Source organism: Ferruginivarius sediminum (assembly GCF_003344765.1).
Lineage (GTDB): Bacteria > Pseudomonadota > Alphaproteobacteria > Kiloniellales > Rhodovibrionaceae > Ferruginivarius > Ferruginivarius sediminum.
In genome coordinates this window covers 70807-91368 of sequence record NZ_QPMH01000015.1, presented here as the reverse complement: position 1 = coordinate 91368, position 20562 = coordinate 70807, and the positions used below count along the sequence as shown (strand labels likewise).

Genomic DNA, 20562 nt, shown 5'->3' with positions numbered 1-20562 from the left:
ATGAATGTTCCATATTCTTGAAATTTTATTTCATTATATTGACTGTATTGGAGGGAAATCCACCTCCGGCAATCTTCAAGTGTATCGGTGTCTCGTCCGTCATGGCAGGGAGATTTCGGAGGTGCGGAGACAACTTCGAGTTACCACAATGTCGGGAATCAGAGTGCGTTAATCGACTTTTAACCTTGTTGAGTCGGGAATCGAGGTTGCCCTCAGGAGGTGGCCCGAGATGCCCCGCGATATGACACGTTTCGCGCTCGTCGGCCTTCTGGCGCTGGGTGCCTGCGCCCTTCCCGGCAATGACCCGGAGCGGCAGGTGGAGGCGACCCCCGCCACCACGGACGCGGTCGACACCGTCGAGAAAAAGCCGGAGCCAGCGACGCTTGAGCAAGCTGTCGTTGCGCCGCCGGCACAGCCCACGCGGCCGGTCACGGTCCTGCCGTTACCGCCGAAACCGCCGGTTCGCCCCGACTTTCCCCGGGTGCACGCCAGCGAGCTTGCCGGCATGACCTTCGCCGACGCGCTGTCGGTCTTCGGCAAGCCGGCCAGTGCGCGGCAGGACAACGACACCGTTGCCTGGACCTATGAAAACGAGGGCTGCCGCCTCACCCTGGTGTTCTATTTCTCGGTGGCGCGGAACGCCCTGCAGGCCGGCGATTTCGAGGTCGGAGCGGGCGCGACGCCGCGCTCGATCTGCCTGCACGTGCTGGCCCGGGAGCCGCAGCGTATCGCCGCGCGGCCCACAAGCTGACGCATCGCGGCTCAGGCAGCCGATTGGGTGCGTAGCTCCGAGATGGCCTCGCAAAAACGGTCGAGCTCCTCCTCGGTGTTGTAGTAGTGCACCGAGGCCCGCATGAGCGCGTCCAGCGACCGGCGGTCCATGTCCAGAAGCGTCGAATGGCGGTCGGAGACAGATATGTGCATGCCTCTGCGCCGCAAGGCCTGCCGGGTTTCGGCAGGGGGCGGGCCGTCTACGGCGAAACTGACGATGCCGCACTGCCGGGCGCCCAGGTCGGCGACGTTCACGCCTGGGATGCGGCCAAGCCGGCGGCGCAGGGTGTCGGCCAGCCATGTCACCCGCGCCTCGATATCCTCCAGGCCCCAGGACAGCGCGTAATCCACCGCGACGCCAAGGCCGATGACGGCGGCGTAGTTGAATTCCCAGTTCTCGAAGCGGCGGGCGTCGTCACGCATTTCGTAGGTGTCCGGTCCCGTCCAGCGAGCCGCGCGGATGTCCAGGAACGGCGGATCGAGCCGTTCCATGAAATCGCGGCGCACATAGAGGAAGCCGGTACCGCGCGGGCCGCGCAGGAACTTGCGGCCGGTGGCGGAGAGCATGTCGCAGCCGATGGCGTCCACGTCGAGCGGCATCTGCCCGGCCGATTGGCAGGCGTCCAGCAGGAAGGGGATGCCGTGGGCCCGCGCGATGCGCCCGATCTCCACGGCCGGATTGACGAGACCGCCGTTGGTGGGAACGTGCGTCACCGCGATCAGCTTCACCCGCCCGTCGATCATGCCTTCCAGCGCGCCGATATCGAGCTGGCCGTTGGCATCGCTCGGCACCGCCTCGACCGACACGCCCTTGCGCTCGCGCGCCTGCAGGAAAGCAATGTAGTTGGAGCCGTACTCCGCGTCGCAGGTCAGGATGCGGTCGCCCTCGCGCAGGTCCATGCCGTGGAAAGCCAGATCCCACGCGACTGTCGCATTCTCCACCAGCGCGATCTCCGCCGGCGTGCAGTTGAGCAGCCTGGCGATGGCGTTGTAGGTCCGTTCGATCTCGCGCTCGGCCGCCTCCTTGGCCTCGTAGCCGCCCAGCCGTGCCTCGCGCCGGATGTGGGCGATCTGGGCCTCGACGACGCAGTTGGGCATCAAGGCGGCGCCGGCGTTGTTGAGATGGAGCACTTCGCGGCAGCCGGGCGTGTCCGCGCGGGCCTGGGCGACGTCGATGGACATGAGGGGCGGGCCTCCCGCATTTTCATTGCATCCCAGCCTACTGGACGCGGCAGCGCGAGCTCAAGCGGCGGCGGCCGATGGGCTTGACGGCTTGGCGGCGGTGCGGGATAAGCGCTGGTATGGATAGGGACGATCTGCTGGATGCGGTGGCGCGCCGCGATCACGGGCGGGCGCGCGCCGCTCTCGACGCCGGCGTTTCGCCGGATGCCGCCGACCGGCTGGGTGTGACGGCGCTGCTGCGCGCGGCGGGGCAGGGCGACCGGGACATGGTGGCGCTGCTGCTGGAACATGGGGCGACGGTCGACAAAAGCTCCGATCAGGGGAATACGCCGCTGATGTTGGCCGCCGCGCGCGGCCACGTCGAAGTGGTGGGCGACCTTCTGGCCGCCGGCGCGGCGCCTGGCGCGCGGAATAAGTGGGACTACGGTCCGCGGGAGTGGGGAAAATGGCCCGCCAACGCGGCCGAGATACAGGCCTTGCTCGCGGAATACGCACACTCGAAGTAGGCTTTTTACGCCCGCAACCTATTGAAAACATGATGTGAATCAAAAACGTCGAGCGCAGCGGTATTTTTTGATGACCAATTCATGAAGCTGTCATACTAAAGCGCGCCGCGCCGAATGGTCCGGCGGGGTGCAGAAGGTATGGCATGCGGCACAGACCGTTTCGCGCCCAGAGTCCCCCGAACGACTGTCGCAACTGCCCATTGAGGCGGCTGCCAATGATTGCGCCCGTCACCTCGGAAGAGATCAAGGCGATCGGCCGCGCCCGAGGAGAAGTCCGTTACTACCGCCCGCACGCCACGCTCTATTACGAGGGCGATCCGGGAAGCGATCTGTTCACGCTCTTCTCTGGATGGGCCTTCAGCTTTCAGATGCTGAGGGACGGGCGCCGTCAGATCCTGCGCTTCATGCTGCCGGGCGACGTGATCGGCGTGCAGCCGGATCTTGTCGGTCCGATGGACCATGGCGTGGAAACGGTCACCGACGCCTCGGCCTGCGTGTTCAGACGCGATGCCCTGCGCGAGCTTCTGGCCCACGACCCGGAGTTGAGCTGGCAACTGGTATGGCTTCTGGCCCACGATCAGGCGTTGCTGCGCGAGCATCTGACGGGCATCGGCCGGCGCCATGTCACCGAGCGGCTGGGTTGTTTGCTGCTGGAAATCTATCACCGCATGGCCCGGCGGGACATGGCCGAAGGGACGTCATGCCCCTTCCCGCTGACGCAGACCCATCTGGCCGATGCCCTGGGCCTTGCAAGTGCCCACGTCAGCCGCCTGCTGCGCCGATTGCGAGAGGATGGCTACGTCACGATCAAGAGTGGGTGGCTGCATCTCCACGATCTCGACGGCTTGACGGAAATCAGCCAGTTCGACGACCGCACCCTGACTCGCCGGCCGATGCTTTAGGGCCCTTGCCAGACAACCACACGCGCGCCGGTGGCGTGCGCCAGTTCCTCGCGGACGTTTTCCGGCACGTGCGGCGGCACGACCGCGAGCGACAGCGCGCCGCTGTCCGGCGGGCTGGCGGCCAGTTCCACCGCCACCTTGCCGGAGAGGACGGCGACTTGCGGCTGCTCGTGGTTCAGGGCGGCCGCCACGGTTCGCGCATCCAGCCTTGGCAGCATCATCAACTCCCGTCCCGCCGTCAGCGGCGTCAGCATCGCCGCCAGCGGCCAGGCGTCGTCCAAGTGATGCGCCAGAAGCCAGCGCCGCGCGCCGCCTGCCAGGTCGGTCAGCGCGCCCATCGCGTCCAGTATCGCATCCTCGCCGACGCTTCGGCTCTCGGTATCGAGCAACGCGCCACTTGGCCCTGCCTGCACGGCTGCGCCGGCATCCTTCTGGAGAAGCCGGGGCAGGGCGGCCAGGCGCGGGTCGCGCGGCACGGCGGCGATTTCCCCGCCGCGCATCAGCGGCATCAGCAGGTTGCGCGGGAAGGGCAGAAGGTCGGCCATCTTCTCCACCAGCACGGCCGACAGCTCCGTCTGATCCAAGAGCCCGATCCAGCGCCGTTGCAGCCGGGTCAGGTCCAGCGTCACCATCACGCCGCTGCCGATGGCCTGCATGCGATCCCGCAGTTCCTCGCCGGAGCGCATGGGATCGCAGGGCACCACGGTCGCCCCCAGCCGCAGCGCGGCCAGCGCGGCCATCGCCGCTGTCGGAACGGGCGGAAGAAGCAGGCCCAGCGGCCGCTCGGGCCCGACGTCCAGACGCGCGAGGGCGCCCGCGATGCGCTCGCTGCGCGCCATCACCTCGCCGTAGCTCCAGCTTCGCCCAAAGGTGGCAAGCGCGGCGGATTTGCCGGCAATGCCAGCCCGCTCGCGGACCCGGGTCAGCACGCAGTTACTCTCGGCAAGGCTGTCGGTTGCATCGGCCATGGCGTTACAGATAGCGGACCGCAAGGCGTCGTGAAACCGCGAAGATGGGGCGTAGTGTCCTAATCCGCGGGCTTGCGAAGCGTCATGACGCGCGAGAAATACGCAACCTCCGTCGCCTCAACCCGAAAGCCGGCGGCCGTGAACAGCGCGTCCAGATCGCTTCGGGCGTACTCGGCATAGTAGGGCTCGTGGAACGCCACGGGGAAGTATTCCAGCAGCCCGTCGTAGTCGGGGTTGTCGCCAAGCTGGACAGAGTCGAGCAGGATCATCGCGCCGCCCGGCTTCAACAGCCGATGCGCCTCGGCGGCGACCTGCCCGCGAATCTTGGCCGGCAGTTCGTGGAACAGGTAGATGCAGGTCACGGCGTCGAAGGTCGCTTCCGGCAGGCCCGTTCTCTCCGCCGGCGCCTGCACGAAATCGACGCCGCGCCAGGGCGACAGGCCGTCGCGCGCCTCCTCCAGGTAGTCGGGACTGAGGTCCAGCGCGGTGACGTGAAGCTTCGGGTAGTTGTCCTTTACGAATGTGAGGAAGCGCCCCGTGCCGCACGCCATGTCCAGGAGCTTCGCCCGGCGTACGCCGCGCTCGTGCAGCACGCTTGCCAGCGGTACCAGCGCCTGCCGGCGCATGGCGTCGGCACCGCCGCCGAACAGCACCTCCACCTGATGATCGTACAGGCGTGCCGACTCCCGGCTGAGCCAGCCGTCGGTCTGGTAATGGAAGTTTTGCAGGTAATAGCGTGGAAAGTTGTCCCAATCCTCCCGCCGTGCCGCGAAGATCTCCTGCGATTGCCGGTCGTGGCGCCGGCGCTCGACCGCCTGCAGGTCGCGGAAGTATTGCGGGGCGGTGCGGAGAGCATCGACCGGCGCGGCAAAAAGGTCGTGCGGGACACGGTAATGCCCGGCCTCGACGTTTTCCCAGTCGCGGCGCAACAGCTTGCGCAGGTCGGCCAGGATCTGCCCTGTCTTCGGGGTGGAGCGGGCGATGGGCCGCGGCGGCTTGACCGGCCTGGTGACGCGGGCGGAAAGCCAGTACTGGCCGAAGTAGGCGCCGATGCGCGCGGCCTGGCCCAGCATGTAGGCCGAACGGGTCAGTGGGTTCGCCATTGCAATCCTCGTTGCTGACAATCCTATTCAATTCGGTGCCGGCCCCGTGCGGTCAAGACCCCTCGAATTGCTTGCGTCCAGGCGCTCGCTGTGTACGCTCCCGCCGGTTTTCCTGCCGCCCAAGCTTAGCGAGGATAAGATGGCCGACGTCACGATGCTGGATGACCTGGATATCGCCGGTAAGACGGTGCTGGTCCGCGTGGATTTCAACGTGCCGATGAAGGACGGCAAGGTGACGGACGCCACCCGCATCCAGCGCGGCGCGCGAACCATCCGCGAACTCATGGACAAGGGCGCGCGCGTGGTGCTGCTCTCCCACTTCGGCCGGCCGAAGGGACAGCGGGTGCCGGAGATGTCGCTGCGCCCGATCGTCGAGCCGCTGCGCGCCGCGCTGGGCGGCGCCGAGGTTGCCTTCGCCGAGGATTGCATCGGCCCGGCGGCGGAGCAGGTCGTTGCCGGGCTTCAGCCGGGGCAGGTGGCGCTGTTGGAGAACCTGCGCTTTCACGCCGAGGAGGAGAAGGGCGATGAAGCGTTTGCGGCCAAGCTGGCGGCGCTGGGCGACGTCTATGTCAACGATGCCTTCTCGGCCGCGCACCGGGCGCACGCCTCGGTCTCGGCGCTGGCGAGGCTGCTGCCCTCGGCGGCCGGGCGCCTGATGCAGGAGGAGTTGGAGCACCTGGAGCAGGCGCTGGAGAACCCGGCACGCCCGCTGATGGCCGTGGTGGGCGGCGCCAAGGTGTCCACCAAGCTGGACCTGCTGGCGAACCTCGTCGCCAAGGTCGATGTCCTGGTGATCGGCGGCGGCATGGCGAACACCTTCCTGCATGCGGTGGGGCAGGAGGTCGGCGCCTCGCTGTGCGAGCGCGACATGGCCGACACCGCGCGCGACATCATGCGCCGGGCCCAGGAATCCGGGTGCGACGTGGTGCTGCCTACGGATGTCGTCGTGGCCGGAAAGCTTGCGGAGGGCGTGGAGACGAAGACGGTCTCGGTGAAGGAGGTGCCCGGCGACATGATGATCCTGGACCTCGGCCCCGCCTCGGCCGAGCATCTGGCCCGCCGGTTGGAGGACTGCCGCGCGCTGGTGTGGAACGGTCCGCTGGGCGCCTTCGAAACGCCGCCGTTCGACGCCGCGACCAATCACGTCGCCCGCAAGGCCGCGGAGATGACGGCCTCGGGCCGACTGCTCTCGGTGGCCGGCGGCGGCGACACCGTCGCGGCGCTGACGAACGCGGGCGTGCTGGAGTCCTTCTCCTACGTTTCCTCCGCCGGCGGAGCTTTCCTGGAATGGCTGGAAGGCAAGGAACTTCCGGGCGTCGCCGCGCTGCGCGCCGGTTGAGGGGACGGAGCAGCCCCCTCAACCGCCCACGGGCGCCGTCTCGTCCGCCTTGTCCTTGCGGGACAGGCTGGTGAGGTCGTAGGGGCTGTCCTCGTAAAGGAGGTAGTTCCAGTTGCTGAACAGCAGGTAGGCCAGCGGGCGCCAGACGTTCGGCCTGGGCGTTGTCGGGCCGTCGTCGGCGAAGTAGTTGCGCGGCGGGGCGATGCGGGGTTCGCGTTCCAGGTCGCGCTCGTATTCCTCCTTGAGTGTGTGGGTGTCGTACTCAAGGTGGTTCAGCATGTAGATGTCGCCGGTCTTGCGGTGACCGACCATGCAGACGCCGGCCTCGTCGGAGTCGATAAGGATCTCCAACTCATCACGCGCCTCGATGTCCTCGCGGCGAACGCCGGAGTAGCGCGAGACCGGCACCATCAGGACGTCGGGGAAGCCGCGCAGCACCCGATGGCGCGGAGCGACGACGCGGTGCTCGAACACGCCGAACAGCTTTTCGTCGAACAGCAGCTTGTCGATGCCGAATTCCCGCCACAGCGCGGCCTGCGCGCCCCAGCACAGGTGCAGGCGGCGGAAAACGTGGCGCTCCGACCAGTCGAGAATCTCCAGCAGTTCCTGCCAGTACTCCACTTCCTCGAACGGCAGCCGCTCCACCGGCGCGCCGGTGACGATGAGGGCGTCGAAGTGCTCGTCGCGGACATCGTCCAGTGTGCGGTAGAACGCCTCCAGGTACTCCCGCGAGGTGTTGTGCGGCGTATAGCTGCGCGTCGTCAGCCACGTCAGTTCCACCTGCATCGGCGTGTGGCTCAGCAGGCGGGCGATCTGCACCTCGGTTGCCACCTTGATCGGCATCAGGTTGAGCAGAAGGATGCGCAGCGGACGGATGTCCTGGCGCAATGCCACTTCCGTCTCGATCAGTTCCACACCCTCGTCATTGAGGATGCGTTCCGCCGGCGAATTCGCGGGAATCTTGATAGGCATAGGCGTTCCAAACCGTTTTCGGTTGACCCGTGCCGAGTCGTGCCCGGCCATGCGGGGCGCACACCGTAGAGTTGCATATTATGCTGAGCCGTCGCGAATGCAATGGGCGTGCGGCGCAAAACACGGCACAGCGGATCGACAGTTCGCGATCCGCGTCGACAGCGTGGCAATTTACATTCCACGGACCGCCCGGCACCGTCAAGTCTCCGGCCGAGGATTGACCTTCCCGTAACTGGAATCTCTATTCGCGACGAGCATCGAGCGAGATGTCAGAGTATTCGTGAATATCCCCCTTCCCTATCTACATCTCACGAGGGTGTGATATAAGTTCGGCACGCGGACGAGGCGCGGATGGGGAAGAACGGTATGTGGGTCCGGCGACATTGGCGTCTTGTGGGCGTCATTTTCTTTTTTTTATCGCCCATTTGGCAGTTCGTAAGATGGCTATTACAAGTCGGCGGAGACATCGACTTTGTGATTGAACACATCAACAGCCCTGGGTGGGTGGCCACTGCAATTTCTTGGGTGCTCAATCCTCCGGCTTGGCTTAATCTGCCTCTCATCTTGTGTGGGCTGGCTCTTATTTATTGGGAAATGCGTCATCATCGCCATGTCCAGTCGACGACCCAGGTTATTCCATCTGTCGAGACGGTGGCGTTTGGATCTGTTCTTACGGCAACGGCAAGGCATCTGTTCAGTCTTATCGGAGCAACTCGTCACGCCTTGACATATTCTTGGTCGACCGGGGCATCTGGGGTATTCGACAATATAGAGGGGCATGATTTTCAACTCTACACGCATGACTTCGATGGTGATGGGCGTAACGAACTGGTTGTCCGCTATCAGGTTGGTGCCCACACGCGTGTCATGCGCATCTATAGGATTCCCCCACCACCAGCAGCCCCAACGTTGATTCCTGGCGCAGATATAGGAAGCGATTTCCCCCAGATAACATGGCGGGAACGAGGCGATGGCAATGGCGTCGTCATTTACGCAAGCAATAGAAACTGGTCAGGGTCTCCGGCGTCTGATCCGCCTGTTGTTGAGCGCTATATCTTCGAGGAGGGCAGGTGCGCACGCGTTCCAGACGACATGATTTTGGGGATCAAATAGCACAAGGCCAACGTGTCTCCCTCGAATAAGCTCGCAAGTGTGGCAGCTCAAGAGGCTCGTTAAGGAACACCCCGCCAAGCTCAGTAGTCTTCGACATCGCCGTGGCCGGCTATGCGGCGTGGCTTGCGGCGTAAGGCGCCATGCCCTCCGGCTACTCGGCCGCCGTCCTCGTGGCGGCGAACGCCTTCTCCATCTCGCGTCGCGTCCGCACCGTGGGGTCGGACTCGTCCAGGCTCACGTGGCGCTGCGTGACGACCTCGCCCTTCCTGACCGGCGCCGCAAGCTGCATTCCCTGCGCCAGCCCTATGGGAAGCGCGGCCTGTTCCAGGCTGTCGGCCGCCGGCATCAGGCGGCCCCAGACGCAGAAGCCGCCTTCGCCGTCCAGTTCCTCGCCGGGGTTCAGGTCGCGCTTGGCCACGGCCACGACGTCGCCGTTGAAGGCGGATGAGACGCCGGTCGACTCCCCGCGCAGGGCGGCGTTGGCGACCGAGATGCCAAGTTCCAGCCCGATCATGTGGTAGGGCCGGTAGAGCGCGGTGTAATTGCCGCTGACGTCCGTCTGCAGGCCGTAGTCGTGGAAGCAGCGGGCGACGTAGTCGGTCTCCGCCTCGATCACGACATAGACGCCCCAGCGCAAGTCGCGCCCCACGGGCCGGCCGTCGCGCTCCAGGCTGGAGACGACCTCCACCTGGCCCGCGTGGTGCAGGCGTCCGCCCAGTTCGGCCGGACGCAGCACCTGAGGCAGGTCATCGACGCCGCAGGGTGGAAAGGCAAGTCCTTCCGGTGGTACCGCGAGGCCCGTGGCGTTCGCGACCGCCGCCATCTCGATCCCCGACTTGGTGCCGTCGAGAAAGGAGTTGAACATCTTCGGGTTCATGCCGGCGGCCTTGGCGCGCTGTGGCGTGATGCCATAGTGCTCCCACACGGTGTCGGGGGTGGAGGCGTGGAAGTGCTCCAGGTACTTCGTGCCCTTGCCCGCGGCCATCACCGGGAAGCCGCTGGCCCGCGCCCAGTCCACCAACTCCGCGATCAGTGCCGGTTGATCGCCGTAGGCCATGGTGTAGACGAGGCCCGCCTTCTCGAACTCGCGCGCCAGCAACGGGCCGGCCAGCACGTCGGCCTCCACGTTCACCATGACGAGGTGACGGCCGTGCCGCACGCAGGCGCGGGCGTGGGCGATGCCGGCCGCCGGGTGGCCGGTGGCGTCGATCACCACGTCCAGTCCGTCGGCGGCGATCAGGTCCATCGGGTCGGCGGTGATGCGGGTCGTGCCGTCCAGTCGTGCGTCCTCGAAGCTGTCGGCACCGTGCTGCGCCGCCGGCCAGCCGGTTTCCGCCATGGCGCTTTCGGCGCGCGCGGGGTTCAAGTCGGCGATGCCCATCAGGTGCAGGCCGGGGGTGCGCCGCGCCTGGGCCAGGAACATGGTGCCGAACTTGCCGGCGCCGATCAGGCCGACGCGGATCGGGCTGCCGTTTTCGGCACGGCGGCTCAGCATTCGATAGAGGTTCATGGGTTCGCTTACTCCGCCGGTTGGCGTGACAGGTCGAGCAGGCAGTCGTCGGCCATGCACTCGATCGGGGTGAAGTCGCGGTGGGCGATCCACTCCGGGCGCTTGAATTGCCGGATGTGGTTGTCGCAGTGGCACAGCGAGATGTAGGTGATCATCCGCCGCCACGGGCTGATGTTCGGCGGCGAGGCGTGGACGATGTTGCCGTGGAACATCAGCATCGAGCCCGCCGGCCCCTTCGGCGCGACGATGCCGCCCTCGTCCGCCAGGCGCGCCACCGTCTCCTTGTCCAGCGTCCACAGCGGGTAGGAGGTCGTCTCCAGGTCGTGCCCGGCCTCCAGCACGCCAGCCTTGTGGCTGCCGGGGATGATCATCAGCGCGCCGTTGAACTCGGTCACCTCGTCCAGGAAGACGGAGATGTTCATGGCGCGCGGCTCGGGCATGTCGTCGTCGCGCTTCCAGGTGCCGTAGTCCTGGTGCCACTGCCAGACGTCGCCCTCGAAGGCCTCCTTGCCGTTGATCTTGAACTGGTGGACGTAGACGTCGCCGCCCAGAAGCTGCTTCACCGGCTCGATCATGCGCGGGTGATGCGCCAGGCGGTGGAACGGCTCGGAGTAGGTGTGCGCGGCAAAGGCGGTGCGCACCGACTTGCCGTCCTTCTCGCGCCAGACCTCTTGCCGGTCCATCGCGAAGATGCGCGGGATGTCGGCCTTCATCGCCGCCACCTCGGCCTCGGTGAACTGCGAGGGCAGGAAGACGTATCCCTGCTCCTCGAACTGGCGGACCTGATCCTCGCTAAGCTGCATGGCGGCCTCCCAAAGCGCGGGCGTTACGTATTCCGCGCATCATATCCGCCCGCCCGGGCAGGCGGCAAACGGTCACTGGTCGCACCACTTCTCCCGCCGGCATCCCGGCGTTACAGTGTGCAAAGGTTCACCAACCCAACATCAAAGGAGCCCGCGCCCATGAACGAGGAAACCTTCAACATCTCCATCCGCAAGTTCCTGAAGAAGGTCGGCGTCACCAGCCAGCGCGACATCGAGAAGGCCGTGCGCGAGGCCATCGACAGCGGCAAGCTGAAGGGCGACGAGACGCTCAAGGTCAAAATGACACTGGAAATGGGCGACCTCGACATGAAGGTCGACATCGACGGCGCCATCGAGCTGGAGTAGGCGCGCGCCGTCGCGGACCCTCGATGTTCAGCCGCCTGCCGCCGCCTGGAACCGGGGCGGCGGCGATAGGCCCTTCTCCCGCATCACCTTGCGCAGCTTGGCCGGGTAATCGGTGATGATGCCGTCCACGCCCAGGTCGATCAGCGAGCCCATCGTCTCGCCATCGTTCACCGTCCACACCACGACCTTGATGCCCAGGCCGTGGGCGCGGCGCAGGTCGGTCTTGCGCAGGTCACGGAAGTAGGGCGACCAGATCACCCGCCACGGCGGTGCGGCCTCCAGCTTGTCCGCCGCGCCCGTCTCGGCGGCGACGATAGTGCGCGGGACGGAGGCGGCGTAGACATCGACGTCCAGGCCGTCCAGCCAGGGGGATTCGCCGTCCTCCCCCCGGCGGACGTTGTTCAACCAGTCGCGCTCCGCCGTCAGATAGGCGCGGGACACCTCCGGCGCTTGTTTCCGCACGGCCCGCAGCGCGCGCCAGTCGAAAGACTGGATGGTGACCCGCTCGGCGATGCCGGCGCGCTCGACGACGCCGAGCACGGCGCGGGCCAGGGTTTCCGGCGACGGCGTGCCGGCCGGGTCGTCCGGCGTCATCTTGGTTTCGAGGTTGTAGCGGATGGCGCCGTCGCTCTCGGCCTCCGCCATGTCGATGACCTGTTGCAGCGAGGGGATGCGTACGCCATCCAGTTTTGCCTGTTCGGGAAAGCGCTTTGCCACCCTGCCGTCCGGCCGGGCGGTGCCGACGTCGTAAACCTGCAACTCACCAAAAGTCAGCGTGTGGATGGCGGGGGCCGGCGACTCGATCCAGTTACCTTGCGCGTCCCGCGTGCGGTCCGGGTCCAGGTTCGGATCGTGGTGCACCACGACGACGTTGTCCGCCGTGAGGTGCAGGTCCATCTCCAGCGTCGTCACGCCGGCTTGCAGGGCGTGACGGAACGCTGGCAGCGTGTTCTCCGGATGGGCGCCGCGTGCCCCGCGATGGCCCTGCGCCTCGAAGCGCATTCCACTCTTGCCGCCGAAGCCGGGCGGGCGCGTCTGGAAGAACAGACCCGCCCCCAGTACTACAAGCAGGCCGGTCGCCAAGATCCAGGCAATCGAACGGCGGGAGAGGGCGAAGCGCATGCGCCCAGCATCGCGTATGCTTCGCGCCGCGCCAAGAGCGGGCTGCGCGGCTCCAAGGCTGGAACCGCGACTGGTCAGACGGCTTCTGCGTCCAGCGCCTCCATCCAGGCCAGCAGGGCGTCCGCTTCCGCCGTGCCTTCCGCCGCCAGCCCGGCGCGCAGGCCGTCGCGCGCGGCGGTTGGCTTGTTCTGGCCCAGCTTCGCCTTCGCCTCCACCTTGGTCAGTGGCATCGTGAACGCCAGCAGGGCGGGGCGCAGCTTGTCCCGCACCTCCATCGGCAGGTTTTCCGGCACCCACGACGGTTCGCGCGTGGCCTCTTCCTGCGCGGTCATGCGGGCCAGCATGTCGTCGACCTCCGCCGGGTCCTCCACGATGTCCGGTACGCCGCTGACGTGGACGGCCAGGTAGTTCCAGGTCGGCGGATGGTTGCCGGGGCCGTACCACGTCGGCGAGGCGTAGTTGTGCGGTCCCTGGAACACCGCCAGCGCCGGCTGCCCGTTCGCGGCCATGCGGCGCAGTTCCTCCGCCTGCGGGTTCGCGGCAGAGACGTGCGCCAGCAGGCGGCCCCCGCTGCCGTCGCCCTCGTAGACGAACGGCAGGGGCGTCGCATTCGGCGCGCCGGCCGCGTCCGTCGTGACCAGAAGGCCGAAGCGGTGCTCGCGCAGGATCCGCGCGATGGCTTCGGTGGATTTTAGCTCGAACAGTTTCGGTATGTGCATGGATTGCACCTCCCCCGATGTTGCGTCACCCCATAGGGCGCCACTCTGCCACAGGGAAGGGCCGCTTTCACCTGTCCTGGGGGACCGCTCCGCTGGCGGTGCAAAACGAAAACGGCCGCCGGAGGTTGTTCCGGCGGCCGTTTGGCTCTTGCGCGCGGATGCGCCGTCAGGTGCGGCGCTCGACCATCAGCTTCTTGATCTCGGCGATGGCCTTCGCCGGGTTCAGGCCCTTCGGACAGGTGCGCGTGCAGTTCATGATGGTGTGACAGCGGTACAGCCGGAAGGGATCTTCCAGGTTATCCAGCCGCTCGCCCGTGTACTCGTCGCGCGTGTCGGCGATCCAGCGATAGGCCTGCAGCAGGACGGCGGGACCAAGGTAACGCTCGCCGTTCCACCAGTAGCTGGGACACGCGGTGGTGCAGCAGAAACACAGGATGCACTCCCACAGGCCGTCCAGCTTGGCGCGCTCCTCCGGCGACTGCAGGCGCTCGCGCTCCGGTGCCGGGGATTTCGTCTTCAGCCACGGCTCGATGGAGGAATACTGCGTGTAGGCCTGGTTCAGATCCGGCACGAGGTCTTTCACCACCTCCATGTGGGGCAGCGGGTAGACCTTCACCTCGCCGTCGGTTTCCTCGATGTAGGTGGTGCACGCCAGCGTGTTGCGGCCGTTCACGTTGAAGGCGCAGGACCCGCACACGCCCTCGCGGCAGGAGCGGCGGAAGGTCAGCGTCGAGTCGACCTCGTTCTTGATCTTGATCAGCGCGTCCAGGACCATCGGCCCGCAGTCGTCGAGGTCGACGGTGTAGCTGTCCACCCGCGGATTCTCGCCGCTGTCGGGGTCCCAACGATAGACCTTGAAGGTCCGCGGCCGCTTGGCGCCTTCCGGCGCCGGCCACGTCTTGCCCTGCTGGATCTTGGAATTGCGCGGCAGCGCGAACTCAACCATGTGTGCCTCTTCGTCCTCTCGACCGTCTCAAATCCAAAGCGGGCAGCCGGCTAGTAAACCCGCGCCTTCGGCGGGAACTGCTGCACCTCGTTGGTCAGCGGGTTCATGTGCACCGGGCGGTCGTCGAGGGTGACCTTGCCGCTGTCGTCGCACCAGGAGATGGTGTGCTTCATCCAGTTCTCGTCGTCGCGGTCGGGATAGTCCTCGCGCGCGTGGGCGCCCCGGCTCTCGGTGCGGTTGGCAGCCGAATGCATCGTCACGGCGGCCTGACCCAGCAGGTTGTCCAGCTCCAGCGTCTCGACCAGATCGGAATTCCAGATCATCGAGCGGTCGGTGACGCGCAGGTCGCCGCGCTTGGCCCAGCAATCCGCGATCTTGGTCTTGCCTTCCTCCAGCACATCGCCGGTGCGGAAGACGGCGCAGTTGGTCTGCATCGCCTGCTGCATCTCCAGCCGCAGGGCCGCCGTCGACGTGTCGCCCTTGGCGTGGCGCAGCTTGTCCAGGCGGGTCAGCGCCTTCTCCGCCGACTCCGGCGGCAGCGGCTTGTGGCTCTCGCCCGGCTTCACCACCTCGGCGCAGCGCAGCGCCGCCGAACGGCCGAACACCACGAGGTCCAACAGCGAGTTGGAGCCAAGCCGGTTGGCGCCGTGGACCGAGACGCAGGCCGCCTCGCCGACGGCCATCAGGCCCGGCACGACCTCGTCCGGGTTGCCGTTGCGCTTGGTCAGCACCTCGCCGTGATAGTTCGTCGGGATGCCGCCCATGTTGTAGTGGCAGGTCGGCAGCACCGGGATCGGCTCCTTCGCGACGTCCACGTTGGCGAAGATGCGCGCCGTCTCCGCGATGCCGGGCAGGCGTTGATAGATCACCTCGGGGTCGAGGTGTTCGAGGTGCAGGTGGATGTGGTCGCCGTTCGGCCCCACGCCCCGGCCCTCGCGGATCTCGATGGTCATCGAGCGCGAGACCACGTCGCGGCTGGCCAGGTCCTTGGCGCTGGGGGCGTAACGCTCCATGAAGCGCTCGCCCTCGCTGTTGGTGAGGTAGCCGCCCTCGCCGCGCACGCCCTCGGTAATGAGGCAGCCGGCGCCGTAGATCCCCGTCGGGTGGAACTGCACGAACTCCATGTCCTGCAACGGCAGGCCGGCGCGCAGCACCATGCCGTTGCCGTCGCCGGTGCAGGTGTGCGCGCTGGTGCAGGAGAAGTAGGCGCGGCCATAGCCGCCGGTGGCCATGATCACCGTCTTCGCGCGGAAGCGGTGGATGGTGCCGTCCTCCAGGCTCCACGCCATCACACCGCGGCATTCCCCGTCCTCCATGATGAGGTCGAGGGCGAAGTACTCGATGAAGAACTCCGCGTTGTTGCGCAACGCCTGCTGGTACAGCGTGTGCAGCATGGCGTGTCCGGTCCGGTCGGCCGCCGCGCAGGTGCGCTGGGCCGTGCCCTCGCCGAAGTTCGTGGTCATGCCGCCGAAGGGGCGCTGATAGATCTTGCCCGCCTCGGTGCGGGAGAACGGCACGCCATAATGCTCAAGCTCGACGATGGCGGGGATCGCCTCTTTCGTCATGTACTCGATGGCGTCCTGGTCGCCCAGCCAGTCCGACCCCTTCACGGTGTCGTACATGTGCCAGCGCCAGTCGTCCTCGCCCATGTTGCCGAGCGCGGCGGAGATGCCGCCCTGCGCCGCCACCGTATGGCTGCGGGTGGGGAAGACCTTGGAGATGCAGGCCGTCCTGAGCCCGGCCTCGACGCAGCCCAGCGTCGCCCGCAGGCCGGAGCCGCCGGCGCCGACGACGACCACGTCGTAGGTGTGGTCGTGGACCGGATAGGCCTGCTCCATCGCGCCCGGCGCGGCCTTGCCGTTGCCCGAGGACTTCGAGGCGGATTTCTTGGCGGTAGATGCCTTGGAGGCCGTCGCCTTCGACGCGGTCGACTTGCTCGCGGCGCTCTTCGTGGTCTTTGTCGTGGACTTGCTCGACTCGGACTTGCTCATGGTTGCCTCAGCCCCGGAACAGAATGGTCAATACCGACAGCGTGCCCGCCAGCCCAAGCACGATGGCCAAGGCCTTCAGCGCGATGATCGTGGCGAATTTCGCGCCTTCATGATGGACATAGTCCTCCACGACGACCTGCAAACCCAGATAGCCGTGATAGAATGTCGCGACGACCAGCAGCACCAGCAGCCCGGCCACCACGGGCGAGGACACCCAGGCGGTCATGGCGGCATGATCGGCGCCGGCCATGGCGATCACGCTGGCCACGAACCATACCGTCAGCGGGATCAGCGCCAGCGCGGACAGCCGCTGTGCCCACCAGTGGGCGGTACCGTCCTTGGCCGAGCCCAGGCCGCGGACCCGCGCCATCGGCGTACGCATCGACTTCATCCGATTTCCTCCCGGCCTTGCTTACAGCGCGATGAGCCCGGCGATCCAGGCGACCACGGTCAAAACCGCGGTGCCGATCAGCACGGCCCAGCCGCTGCGGTAGACATTCACAAGCTCGAAGCCATAGCCGGCGTCCCAGAACAGGTGCCGGATGCCGTTGCACAGGTGGTAGAACAGCGCCACCGACCAGCCGAGCAGCAGCAGGTAACCGATCCAGGAGCCGATGAACCACTGCGCCGCGGCAAAGGCCTCCGCGCCCGAGGCGGCGGCGACCAGCCACCACGTCAGAAGCAGCGTGCCCAGCGTCAGGAAAACGCCGGTGATGCGGTGGAATATCGACAGTGTGGAGGTAAGCTGCGGGCGGTAGACTTGAAGATGCGGCGAAAGCGGACGATCCGACGTACTCAAGGCGCCTCTCCTGCGCGGGTCAGCCGCGAAAGGAGATGTTTCGCGGCATCGCAACCGAATTGCTGCACAACAGCATAACGCGAACGATGGTTCCGAAATAGACCCCGCGCCGGATCGAGTCAACGCTGCCTCCGGCGGGCTCGTCGCTGCCGGATACATCGGCAACGCCGTTTTGCGGCGGATTCCCGCGCCAAAGTGCCGGCCTTGCCGGGGCTTCGGGCCAGGCTGTCAAAAACAGGCGGACGGGTGCGGCGCGGCGAAATCGCGCCGCACCCGGGTCTTGAAGCTTTGCCGTGCCGGCGCTCAGCTTGCCTTGTCGAGCGCCTTCGGTTGCAGCGGCGTGTCGAGGGGCGTGTCGGCGATGTGGTTGATGTAGTTGGAGATCGTTTTCATCGACAGGCCGACAATGACGTCCAGCAGCTTCTGCCGGGTGTGGCCGGCATCGAGGAACGCCTGGATGTCGCTTTCGTCCAGCCAGCCCTTCTTGTCGATGAACGTCCGGCACAGTGTCGCCACCGCGTCCAGCGATGGATCCGGCAGATTGCGGTCCTCGCGCAGCGCCTGGATCACGCCGGCGTCCAGGCCGGTGCGCTCGCCCGAAGCCGTGTGCGCGGCGACGCAGTAGCCGCAACCGTTGTGCCGGCTCACCGCCAGCAGGACGACCTGCTGCTCTTCCGGCGACAGCGCCGTCTTGGTCTGCAGGATCTGGTTCAGCGTGACATAGGCCTCCAGCGCCGCGGGCGACTCCGCCGTGACGCCAAGCACGTTCGGGATGAAGCCGAAACCCTTCTCGACCTTTTCCAGGATCGGCGTGGACGCCTCGGGCGCGCTGGACTTGTCGTGGATGCGGAAGCCGTTCTTCGGCTGACTCATGGAGTTCCTCCTCAAACTCTTGGGGAAACCGTGCCGGAAACACCGGCAAAGCTCATTTTCGGACCGCCACCCATTCTTGATGGCGGCGATGTCACCCGTGCATTTGGGGAGGACCGAAGCGACTCTGCACTCGCAAGAGCCTCAAAACGTCGTGAGCGCGTCAGCCGTCGAGCGTGGCGTCCAGGCGCTGCACCCGCTCGTAAAGGTTACGGCTGCGCGAGAGCAGGTCGTTCAGGCGCGCCGGCAATTCGACCTCCGGCGCAACCGGCCCGGACAGGCAGGCGTCCTGCCCGGACAGCCGGTGCTCCTTGGCGGCGGCCTGGCTTCGCGTCATCTCGCCGGCATGGACCGCGCGCTGCACCAGCAGCCAGGCCATCACCTGCGTCATGCGCGCGGTCAGGCGCATTTCCTCGCAACTGGCGACCAGCATCGCGTCCGGCGTCATGGCGCGGCGCTCGCTCGCCCCTTGTCCGCCGATATAGTCGCGGGCCTCGCGGGTCAGCGCCAGGGCCTCGTCGTACGTCCGGTCGAAGAACGCGACCGCGCCGGCCATCGTGGTGTCGATCTCGCCCAAGCCTGTCTTCCCGTTGCTTCGCCGAATATCTCAACTCCAGCAAAGCAAGTTTAACAACACCTTGCCGCCCCGCCCAAGCAAGCGCTTGACGGCGTCCGTCCACGGCACTCGGGTTTGGCAGTTTACCGCGCCTCACCCTCTTGAATCCGCGTGCGAGATACCCATATACATATGGCCTTGCGGCGACGGCGGAGTGCCTTGATGGGCTCCGGCCACGAAGAGCCGCAGGGCAGTGGTTCGACCAGTTGGTGGACCAGTTGAAAACCGTATCGCTTTAGGAGGATATGGCTATGCGCAGCTATGACCTGACGCCACTCATGCGTTCGACCGTCGGCTTCGACCGGATGGCGTCCTTGCTGGACAGCTTTGCCCGCGCCGACGATTCCACACCGGGCTATCCGCCGTACAACATCGAGAAGCTGGGCGAGAACGACTATCGCATCACGATGGCCGTCGCCGGCTTCGGCGAAAATGAGCTCGACATCACGACGCAGGGCACGACGCTCATCGTCTCGGGCAAGGCGCACGAAGACGGCGCGGACGTGAAGTACCTGCATCGCGGCATCGCCCGCCGCGCGTTCGAGCGCCGCTTCGAGCTGGCCGAGCATATCGAAGTGAGGGGTGCGCGCCTCGACAACGGCCTGCTCCACATCGAACTGCGCCGCGAGGTGCCCGAGGCGATGAAGCCGCGCACCATCGCCATCAAGCCGGCGTCAAAGGCGGAAACGCTGGAGCACAAGTCGGCGGAGACCGAGAGCGTGGAGACAGCCGAGAAGGCCGCGTAACGCAGGCCGTCGACTGGCTCCGACGCACGCAATCGCACGCAACCGGCCGGAGGCGGCGCCTCCGGCCGGCTTTTTAATCGGGCTTGCGGCGGTTATCATCCTGGCCGTCCAAAAGTATTCGAACCCAGGGGGGGGGGGCAATCCATGCAAAAGCTCGTCGCAGCAATGACGGCAATTCTCGCCACCGCAATGCCGGCTGCCGCGCAGCAGCCGGGTTATTACGGGCGCGGCTGGAACGATCACATGATGGGCTGGTGGTTTCCTTTCGGCGGTATCCTGATGTTCCTTGCCGTCGCGGCGGTGATCGTCGTCGCCGTGCTGGTGATCCGCTATCTCTGGAACGTCGGGCACAACCACGGGGCGGGCCAGTCCGGCAGCGCGGCCAGCCGGCGGGAGGCGCTGGATATCCTCGATACCCGCTATGCCCGCGGTGAGATCGACCGGGAAGAGTACCTGCGGCGCAAGCAGGACCTGCAGGGCGGCTAGCTATTCACCCGCGACCAGGGTGGCTTTCGCCGTGCGGAGCTCGCTTAGGGCCTGACGCACGATGCCGGCGGAGGAGGTGAGGAACAGCCCCGCCATCGTCCCGGCCACGATCAGGTCGGGCCAGGGCGTGCCGCTCGCGAACACGCCGAGTCCCGCCAGCACGACGGCCACGTTGCCAATGGCGTCGTTGCGGCTGCATAGCCAGACCGAGCGGACGTTGGCGTCACCGTCGCGATAACGCATCAGCAGCAGCACGCTGGTCACGTTCGCGGCAAGCGCCAGCATGCCGATACCGCTCATCACGAAGGCGTCCGGCTGACCCAGCACGAAGACGCGATAGACGGTCTCCCCCAGCACCCATAGGCCGAGGACGCCGAGCGACAGTCCCTTGAACAATGCCGCGCGCGATCGGACTGCAACTGCCTGGCCGATCACCGCAAGGCTGATGGCGTAGGTCGCCGAGTCGCCCAGGAAATCCAGGGCGTCGGCCCGCAGCGCCATCGACCCGCCGGCCAGGCCGCCGGCCATCTCGATCCCGAACATGGCCAGATTGAGCGCGACAACGGCCCACAGCACCCGCTTGTACCGCGCGCTGGCACCGTCGAAAGCCACCGAATCATTACAACCGCAACCAGACATGCTCCTAAGATAAGAGCTTCGGCCGTCGGATGCGAGGCTTGCGCGAAACCGAGGGGGAGGGGCATTCGCCATTCGCGGTTGTCAATGTCAACC

23 protein-coding genes are annotated in these 20562 nt (G+C 66.4%); 8 read left to right on the top strand and 15 right to left on the bottom strand.

Annotated elements, in window-relative coordinates; all coding sequences use genetic code 11:
* Positions 1 to 241: 241 nt before the first annotated feature.
* Positions 242 to 751, top strand: a complete 510-nt coding sequence (locus DRB17_RS14775; RefSeq protein WP_147274921.1) for a hypothetical protein — start codon at positions 242 to 244, stop codon at positions 749 to 751.
* Positions 752 to 762: 11 nt separating this feature from the next.
* Here the strand turns inward: DRB17_RS14775 and DRB17_RS14770 are convergent, their stop codons facing one another.
* Positions 763 to 1953, bottom strand: coding sequence for an aminotransferase class V-fold PLP-dependent enzyme (locus DRB17_RS14770; RefSeq protein WP_114582984.1), 1191 nt, complete (start codon positions 1951 to 1953; stop codon positions 763 to 765).
* 119 nt (positions 1954 to 2072) lie between these two features.
* On the opposite strand from DRB17_RS14770, the gene DRB17_RS14765 reads away from it, so the two are divergent.
* Positions 2073 to 2459, top strand: a complete 387-nt coding sequence (locus DRB17_RS14765; RefSeq protein WP_161958843.1) for an ankyrin repeat domain-containing protein — start codon at positions 2073 to 2075, stop codon at positions 2457 to 2459.
* 215 nt (positions 2460 to 2674) lie between these two features.
* Complete coding sequence (locus DRB17_RS14760; RefSeq protein WP_161958842.1) at positions 2675 to 3361, top strand: Crp/Fnr family transcriptional regulator; 687 nt, start codon at positions 2675 to 2677, stop codon at positions 3359 to 3361.
* On the opposite strand, the gene DRB17_RS14755 is transcribed toward DRB17_RS14760, so the two are convergent.
* Both DRB17_RS14755 and DRB17_RS14750 read right to left on the bottom strand, forming a co-directional pair.
* Positions 3358 to 4329 (bottom strand): AMP-binding protein, encoded by a 972-nt coding sequence (locus DRB17_RS14755; protein ID WP_114582981.1) that lies wholly within the window; start codon positions 4327 to 4329, stop codon positions 3358 to 3360. The genes DRB17_RS14760 and DRB17_RS14755 overlap by 4 nt on opposite strands.
* 59 nt (positions 4330 to 4388) lie before the next feature.
* Entirely contained in the window at positions 4389 to 5432 is a 1044-nt protein-coding gene (locus DRB17_RS14750; RefSeq protein WP_114582980.1) for a class I SAM-dependent methyltransferase, read from the bottom strand.
* A 139-nt stretch (positions 5433 to 5571) separates the two neighbouring features.
* On the opposite strand from DRB17_RS14750, the gene DRB17_RS14745 reads away from it, so the two are divergent.
* Positions 5572 to 6771, top strand: coding sequence for a phosphoglycerate kinase (locus tag DRB17_RS14745; protein ID WP_114582979.1), 1200 nt, complete (start codon positions 5572 to 5574; stop codon positions 6769 to 6771).
* 18 nt (positions 6772 to 6789) lie between these two features.
* On the opposite strand, the gene DRB17_RS14740 is transcribed toward DRB17_RS14745, so the two are convergent.
* Entirely contained in the window at positions 6790 to 7743 is a 954-nt protein-coding gene (locus tag DRB17_RS14740; RefSeq protein WP_114582978.1) for a homoserine O-succinyltransferase, read from the bottom strand.
* Positions 7744 to 8094: 351 nt separating this feature from the next.
* On the opposite strand from DRB17_RS14740, the gene DRB17_RS19995 reads away from it, so the two are divergent.
* Complete coding sequence (locus DRB17_RS19995; RefSeq protein ID WP_147274920.1) at positions 8095 to 8856, top strand: hypothetical protein; 762 nt, start codon at positions 8095 to 8097, stop codon at positions 8854 to 8856.
* A 151-nt stretch (positions 8857 to 9007) separates the two neighbouring features.
* Here the strand turns inward: DRB17_RS19995 and DRB17_RS14735 are convergent, their stop codons facing one another.
* Positions 9008 to 10366, bottom strand: coding sequence for an NAD(P)H-dependent oxidoreductase (locus DRB17_RS14735; RefSeq protein WP_114582977.1), 1359 nt, complete (start codon positions 10364 to 10366; stop codon positions 9008 to 9010).
* 8 nt (positions 10367 to 10374) lie between these two features.
* On the bottom strand, positions 10375 to 11169 hold the full coding sequence (locus DRB17_RS14730; RefSeq protein WP_114582976.1) for a phytanoyl-CoA dioxygenase family protein: 795 nt from the start codon (positions 11167 to 11169) through the stop codon (positions 10375 to 10377).
* Positions 11170 to 11328: 159 nt separating this feature from the next.
* On the opposite strand from DRB17_RS14730, the gene DRB17_RS14725 reads away from it, so the two are divergent.
* The gene (locus tag DRB17_RS14725; RefSeq protein WP_114582975.1) at positions 11329 to 11535 is read left to right on the top strand and encodes a DUF6494 family protein; all 207 of its coding nucleotides are present in this window, start codon (positions 11329 to 11331) and stop codon (positions 11533 to 11535) included.
* 27 nt (positions 11536 to 11562) lie between these two features.
* Here the strand turns inward: DRB17_RS14725 and DRB17_RS14720 are convergent, their stop codons facing one another.
* The 8 genes from DRB17_RS14720 to DRB17_RS14685 all read right to left on the bottom strand — a co-directional run bounded on the left by DRB17_RS14720 (position 11563) and on the right by DRB17_RS14685 (position 18559).
* A complete protein-coding gene (locus tag DRB17_RS14720; RefSeq protein WP_114582974.1) occupies positions 11563 to 12657 on the bottom strand; it encodes a glycerophosphodiester phosphodiesterase in 1095 nt (364 codons plus the stop codon).
* Between the two features lie 74 nt (positions 12658 to 12731).
* Positions 12732 to 13376 carry an FMN-binding negative transcriptional regulator gene (locus DRB17_RS14715; protein ID WP_114582973.1) on the bottom strand — a complete coding sequence of 215 codons (645 nt, stop codon included), beginning with the start codon at positions 13374 to 13376 and terminating at the stop codon, positions 12732 to 12734.
* A 166-nt stretch (positions 13377 to 13542) separates the two neighbouring features.
* Positions 13543 to 14322, bottom strand: a complete 780-nt coding sequence (locus DRB17_RS14710) for a succinate dehydrogenase iron-sulfur subunit (RefSeq protein ID WP_114582972.1) — start codon at positions 14320 to 14322, stop codon at positions 13543 to 13545.
* Positions 14323 to 14372: 50 nt separating this feature from the next.
* A complete protein-coding gene (gene sdhA / locus DRB17_RS14705) occupies positions 14373 to 16160 on the bottom strand; it encodes a succinate dehydrogenase flavoprotein subunit (protein ID WP_114583000.1) in 1788 nt (595 codons plus the stop codon).
* Between the two features lie 160 nt (positions 16161 to 16320).
* Positions 16321 to 16704, bottom strand: a complete 384-nt coding sequence (sdhD, locus tag DRB17_RS14700) for a succinate dehydrogenase, hydrophobic membrane anchor protein (protein WP_114582971.1) — start codon at positions 16702 to 16704, stop codon at positions 16321 to 16323.
* A 21-nt stretch (positions 16705 to 16725) separates the two neighbouring features.
* Positions 16726 to 17112, bottom strand: coding sequence for a succinate dehydrogenase, cytochrome b556 subunit (gene sdhC / locus DRB17_RS14695; protein WP_241503847.1), 387 nt, complete (start codon positions 17110 to 17112; stop codon positions 16726 to 16728).
* A 303-nt stretch (positions 17113 to 17415) separates the two neighbouring features.
* The gene (locus tag DRB17_RS14690; RefSeq protein WP_114582969.1) at positions 17416 to 17985 is read right to left on the bottom strand and encodes a carboxymuconolactone decarboxylase family protein; all 570 of its coding nucleotides are present in this window, start codon (positions 17983 to 17985) and stop codon (positions 17416 to 17418) included.
* 160 nt (positions 17986 to 18145) lie between these two features.
* Positions 18146 to 18559, bottom strand: coding sequence for a DUF1465 family protein (locus DRB17_RS14685; protein ID WP_241503846.1), 414 nt, complete (start codon positions 18557 to 18559; stop codon positions 18146 to 18148).
* A 290-nt stretch (positions 18560 to 18849) separates the two neighbouring features.
* Here DRB17_RS14685 and DRB17_RS14680 point away from each other — a divergent pair, with 290 nt between their 5' ends.
* Together DRB17_RS14680 and DRB17_RS14675 are read left to right on the top strand one after the other, a co-directional pair.
* Positions 18850 to 19344 carry an Hsp20 family protein gene (locus DRB17_RS14680; RefSeq protein ID WP_114582968.1) on the top strand — a complete coding sequence of 165 codons (495 nt, stop codon included), beginning with the start codon at positions 18850 to 18852 and terminating at the stop codon, positions 19342 to 19344.
* Positions 19345 to 19488: 144 nt separating this feature from the next.
* Positions 19489 to 19830 (top strand): SHOCT domain-containing protein, encoded by a 342-nt coding sequence (locus DRB17_RS14675; RefSeq protein WP_206607908.1) that lies wholly within the window; start codon positions 19489 to 19491, stop codon positions 19828 to 19830.
* On the opposite strand, the gene DRB17_RS14670 is transcribed toward DRB17_RS14675, so the two are convergent.
* Positions 19831 to 20442 carry a cation efflux transmembrane domain-containing protein gene (locus tag DRB17_RS14670; protein WP_421778931.1) on the bottom strand — a complete coding sequence of 204 codons (612 nt, stop codon included), beginning with the start codon at positions 20440 to 20442 and terminating at the stop codon, positions 19831 to 19833.
* Positions 20443 to 20562: the final 120 nt, after the last annotated feature.

Coding starts and splice junctions, on each gene's coding strand:
- DRB17_RS14710 (WP_114582972.1), bottom strand. CDS start 14,322: ATGGTTGAGTTCGCGCTGCCGCGCAATTCCAAGATCCAGCAGGGCAAG.
- DRB17_RS14730 (WP_114582976.1), bottom strand. CDS start 11,169: ATGCAGCTTAGCGAGGATCAGGTCCGCCAGTTCGAGGAGCAGGGATAC.
- DRB17_RS14750 (WP_114582980.1), bottom strand. CDS start 5,432: ATGGCGAACCCACTGACCCGTTCGGCCTACATGCTGGGCCAGGCCGCG.
- DRB17_RS19995 (WP_147274920.1), top strand. CDS start 8,095: ATGGGGAAGAACGGTATGTGGGTCCGGCGACATTGGCGTCTTGTGGGC.
- DRB17_RS14745 (WP_114582979.1), top strand. CDS start 5,572: ATGGCCGACGTCACGATGCTGGATGACCTGGATATCGCCGGTAAGACG.
- DRB17_RS14735 (WP_114582977.1), bottom strand. CDS start 10,366: ATGAACCTCTATCGAATGCTGAGCCGCCGTGCCGAAAACGGCAGCCCG.
- sdhD (WP_114582971.1), bottom strand. CDS start 16,704: ATGAAGTCGATGCGTACGCCGATGGCGCGGGTCCGCGGCCTGGGCTCG.
- DRB17_RS14715 (WP_114582973.1), bottom strand. CDS start 13,376: ATGCACATACCGAAACTGTTCGAGCTAAAATCCACCGAAGCCATCGCG.
- DRB17_RS14720 (WP_114582974.1), bottom strand. CDS start 12,657: ATGCGCTTCGCCCTCTCCCGCCGTTCGATTGCCTGGATCTTGGCGACC.
- DRB17_RS14770 (WP_114582984.1), bottom strand. CDS start 1,953: ATGTCCATCGACGTCGCCCAGGCCCGCGCGGACACGCCCGGCTGCCGC.
- DRB17_RS14725 (WP_114582975.1), top strand. CDS start 11,329: ATGAACGAGGAAACCTTCAACATCTCCATCCGCAAGTTCCTGAAGAAG.
- DRB17_RS14760 (WP_161958842.1), top strand. CDS start 2,675: ATGATTGCGCCCGTCACCTCGGAAGAGATCAAGGCGATCGGCCGCGCC.
- DRB17_RS14775 (WP_147274921.1), top strand. CDS start 242: ATGACACGTTTCGCGCTCGTCGGCCTTCTGGCGCTGGGTGCCTGCGCC.
- DRB17_RS14755 (WP_114582981.1), bottom strand. CDS start 4,329: ATGGCCGATGCAACCGACAGCCTTGCCGAGAGTAACTGCGTGCTGACC.
- DRB17_RS14680 (WP_114582968.1), top strand. CDS start 18,850: ATGCGCAGCTATGACCTGACGCCACTCATGCGTTCGACCGTCGGCTTC.
- DRB17_RS14740 (WP_114582978.1), bottom strand. CDS start 7,743: ATGCCTATCAAGATTCCCGCGAATTCGCCGGCGGAACGCATCCTCAAT.
- DRB17_RS14765 (WP_161958843.1), top strand. CDS start 2,073: ATGGATAGGGACGATCTGCTGGATGCGGTGGCGCGCCGCGATCACGGG.
- sdhA (WP_114583000.1), bottom strand. CDS start 16,160: ATGGAGCAGGCCTATCCGGTCCACGACCACACCTACGACGTGGTCGTC.
- DRB17_RS14690 (WP_114582969.1), bottom strand. CDS start 17,985: ATGAGTCAGCCGAAGAACGGCTTCCGCATCCACGACAAGTCCAGCGCG.
- DRB17_RS14675 (WP_206607908.1), top strand. CDS start 19,489: ATGCAAAAGCTCGTCGCAGCAATGACGGCAATTCTCGCCACCGCAATG.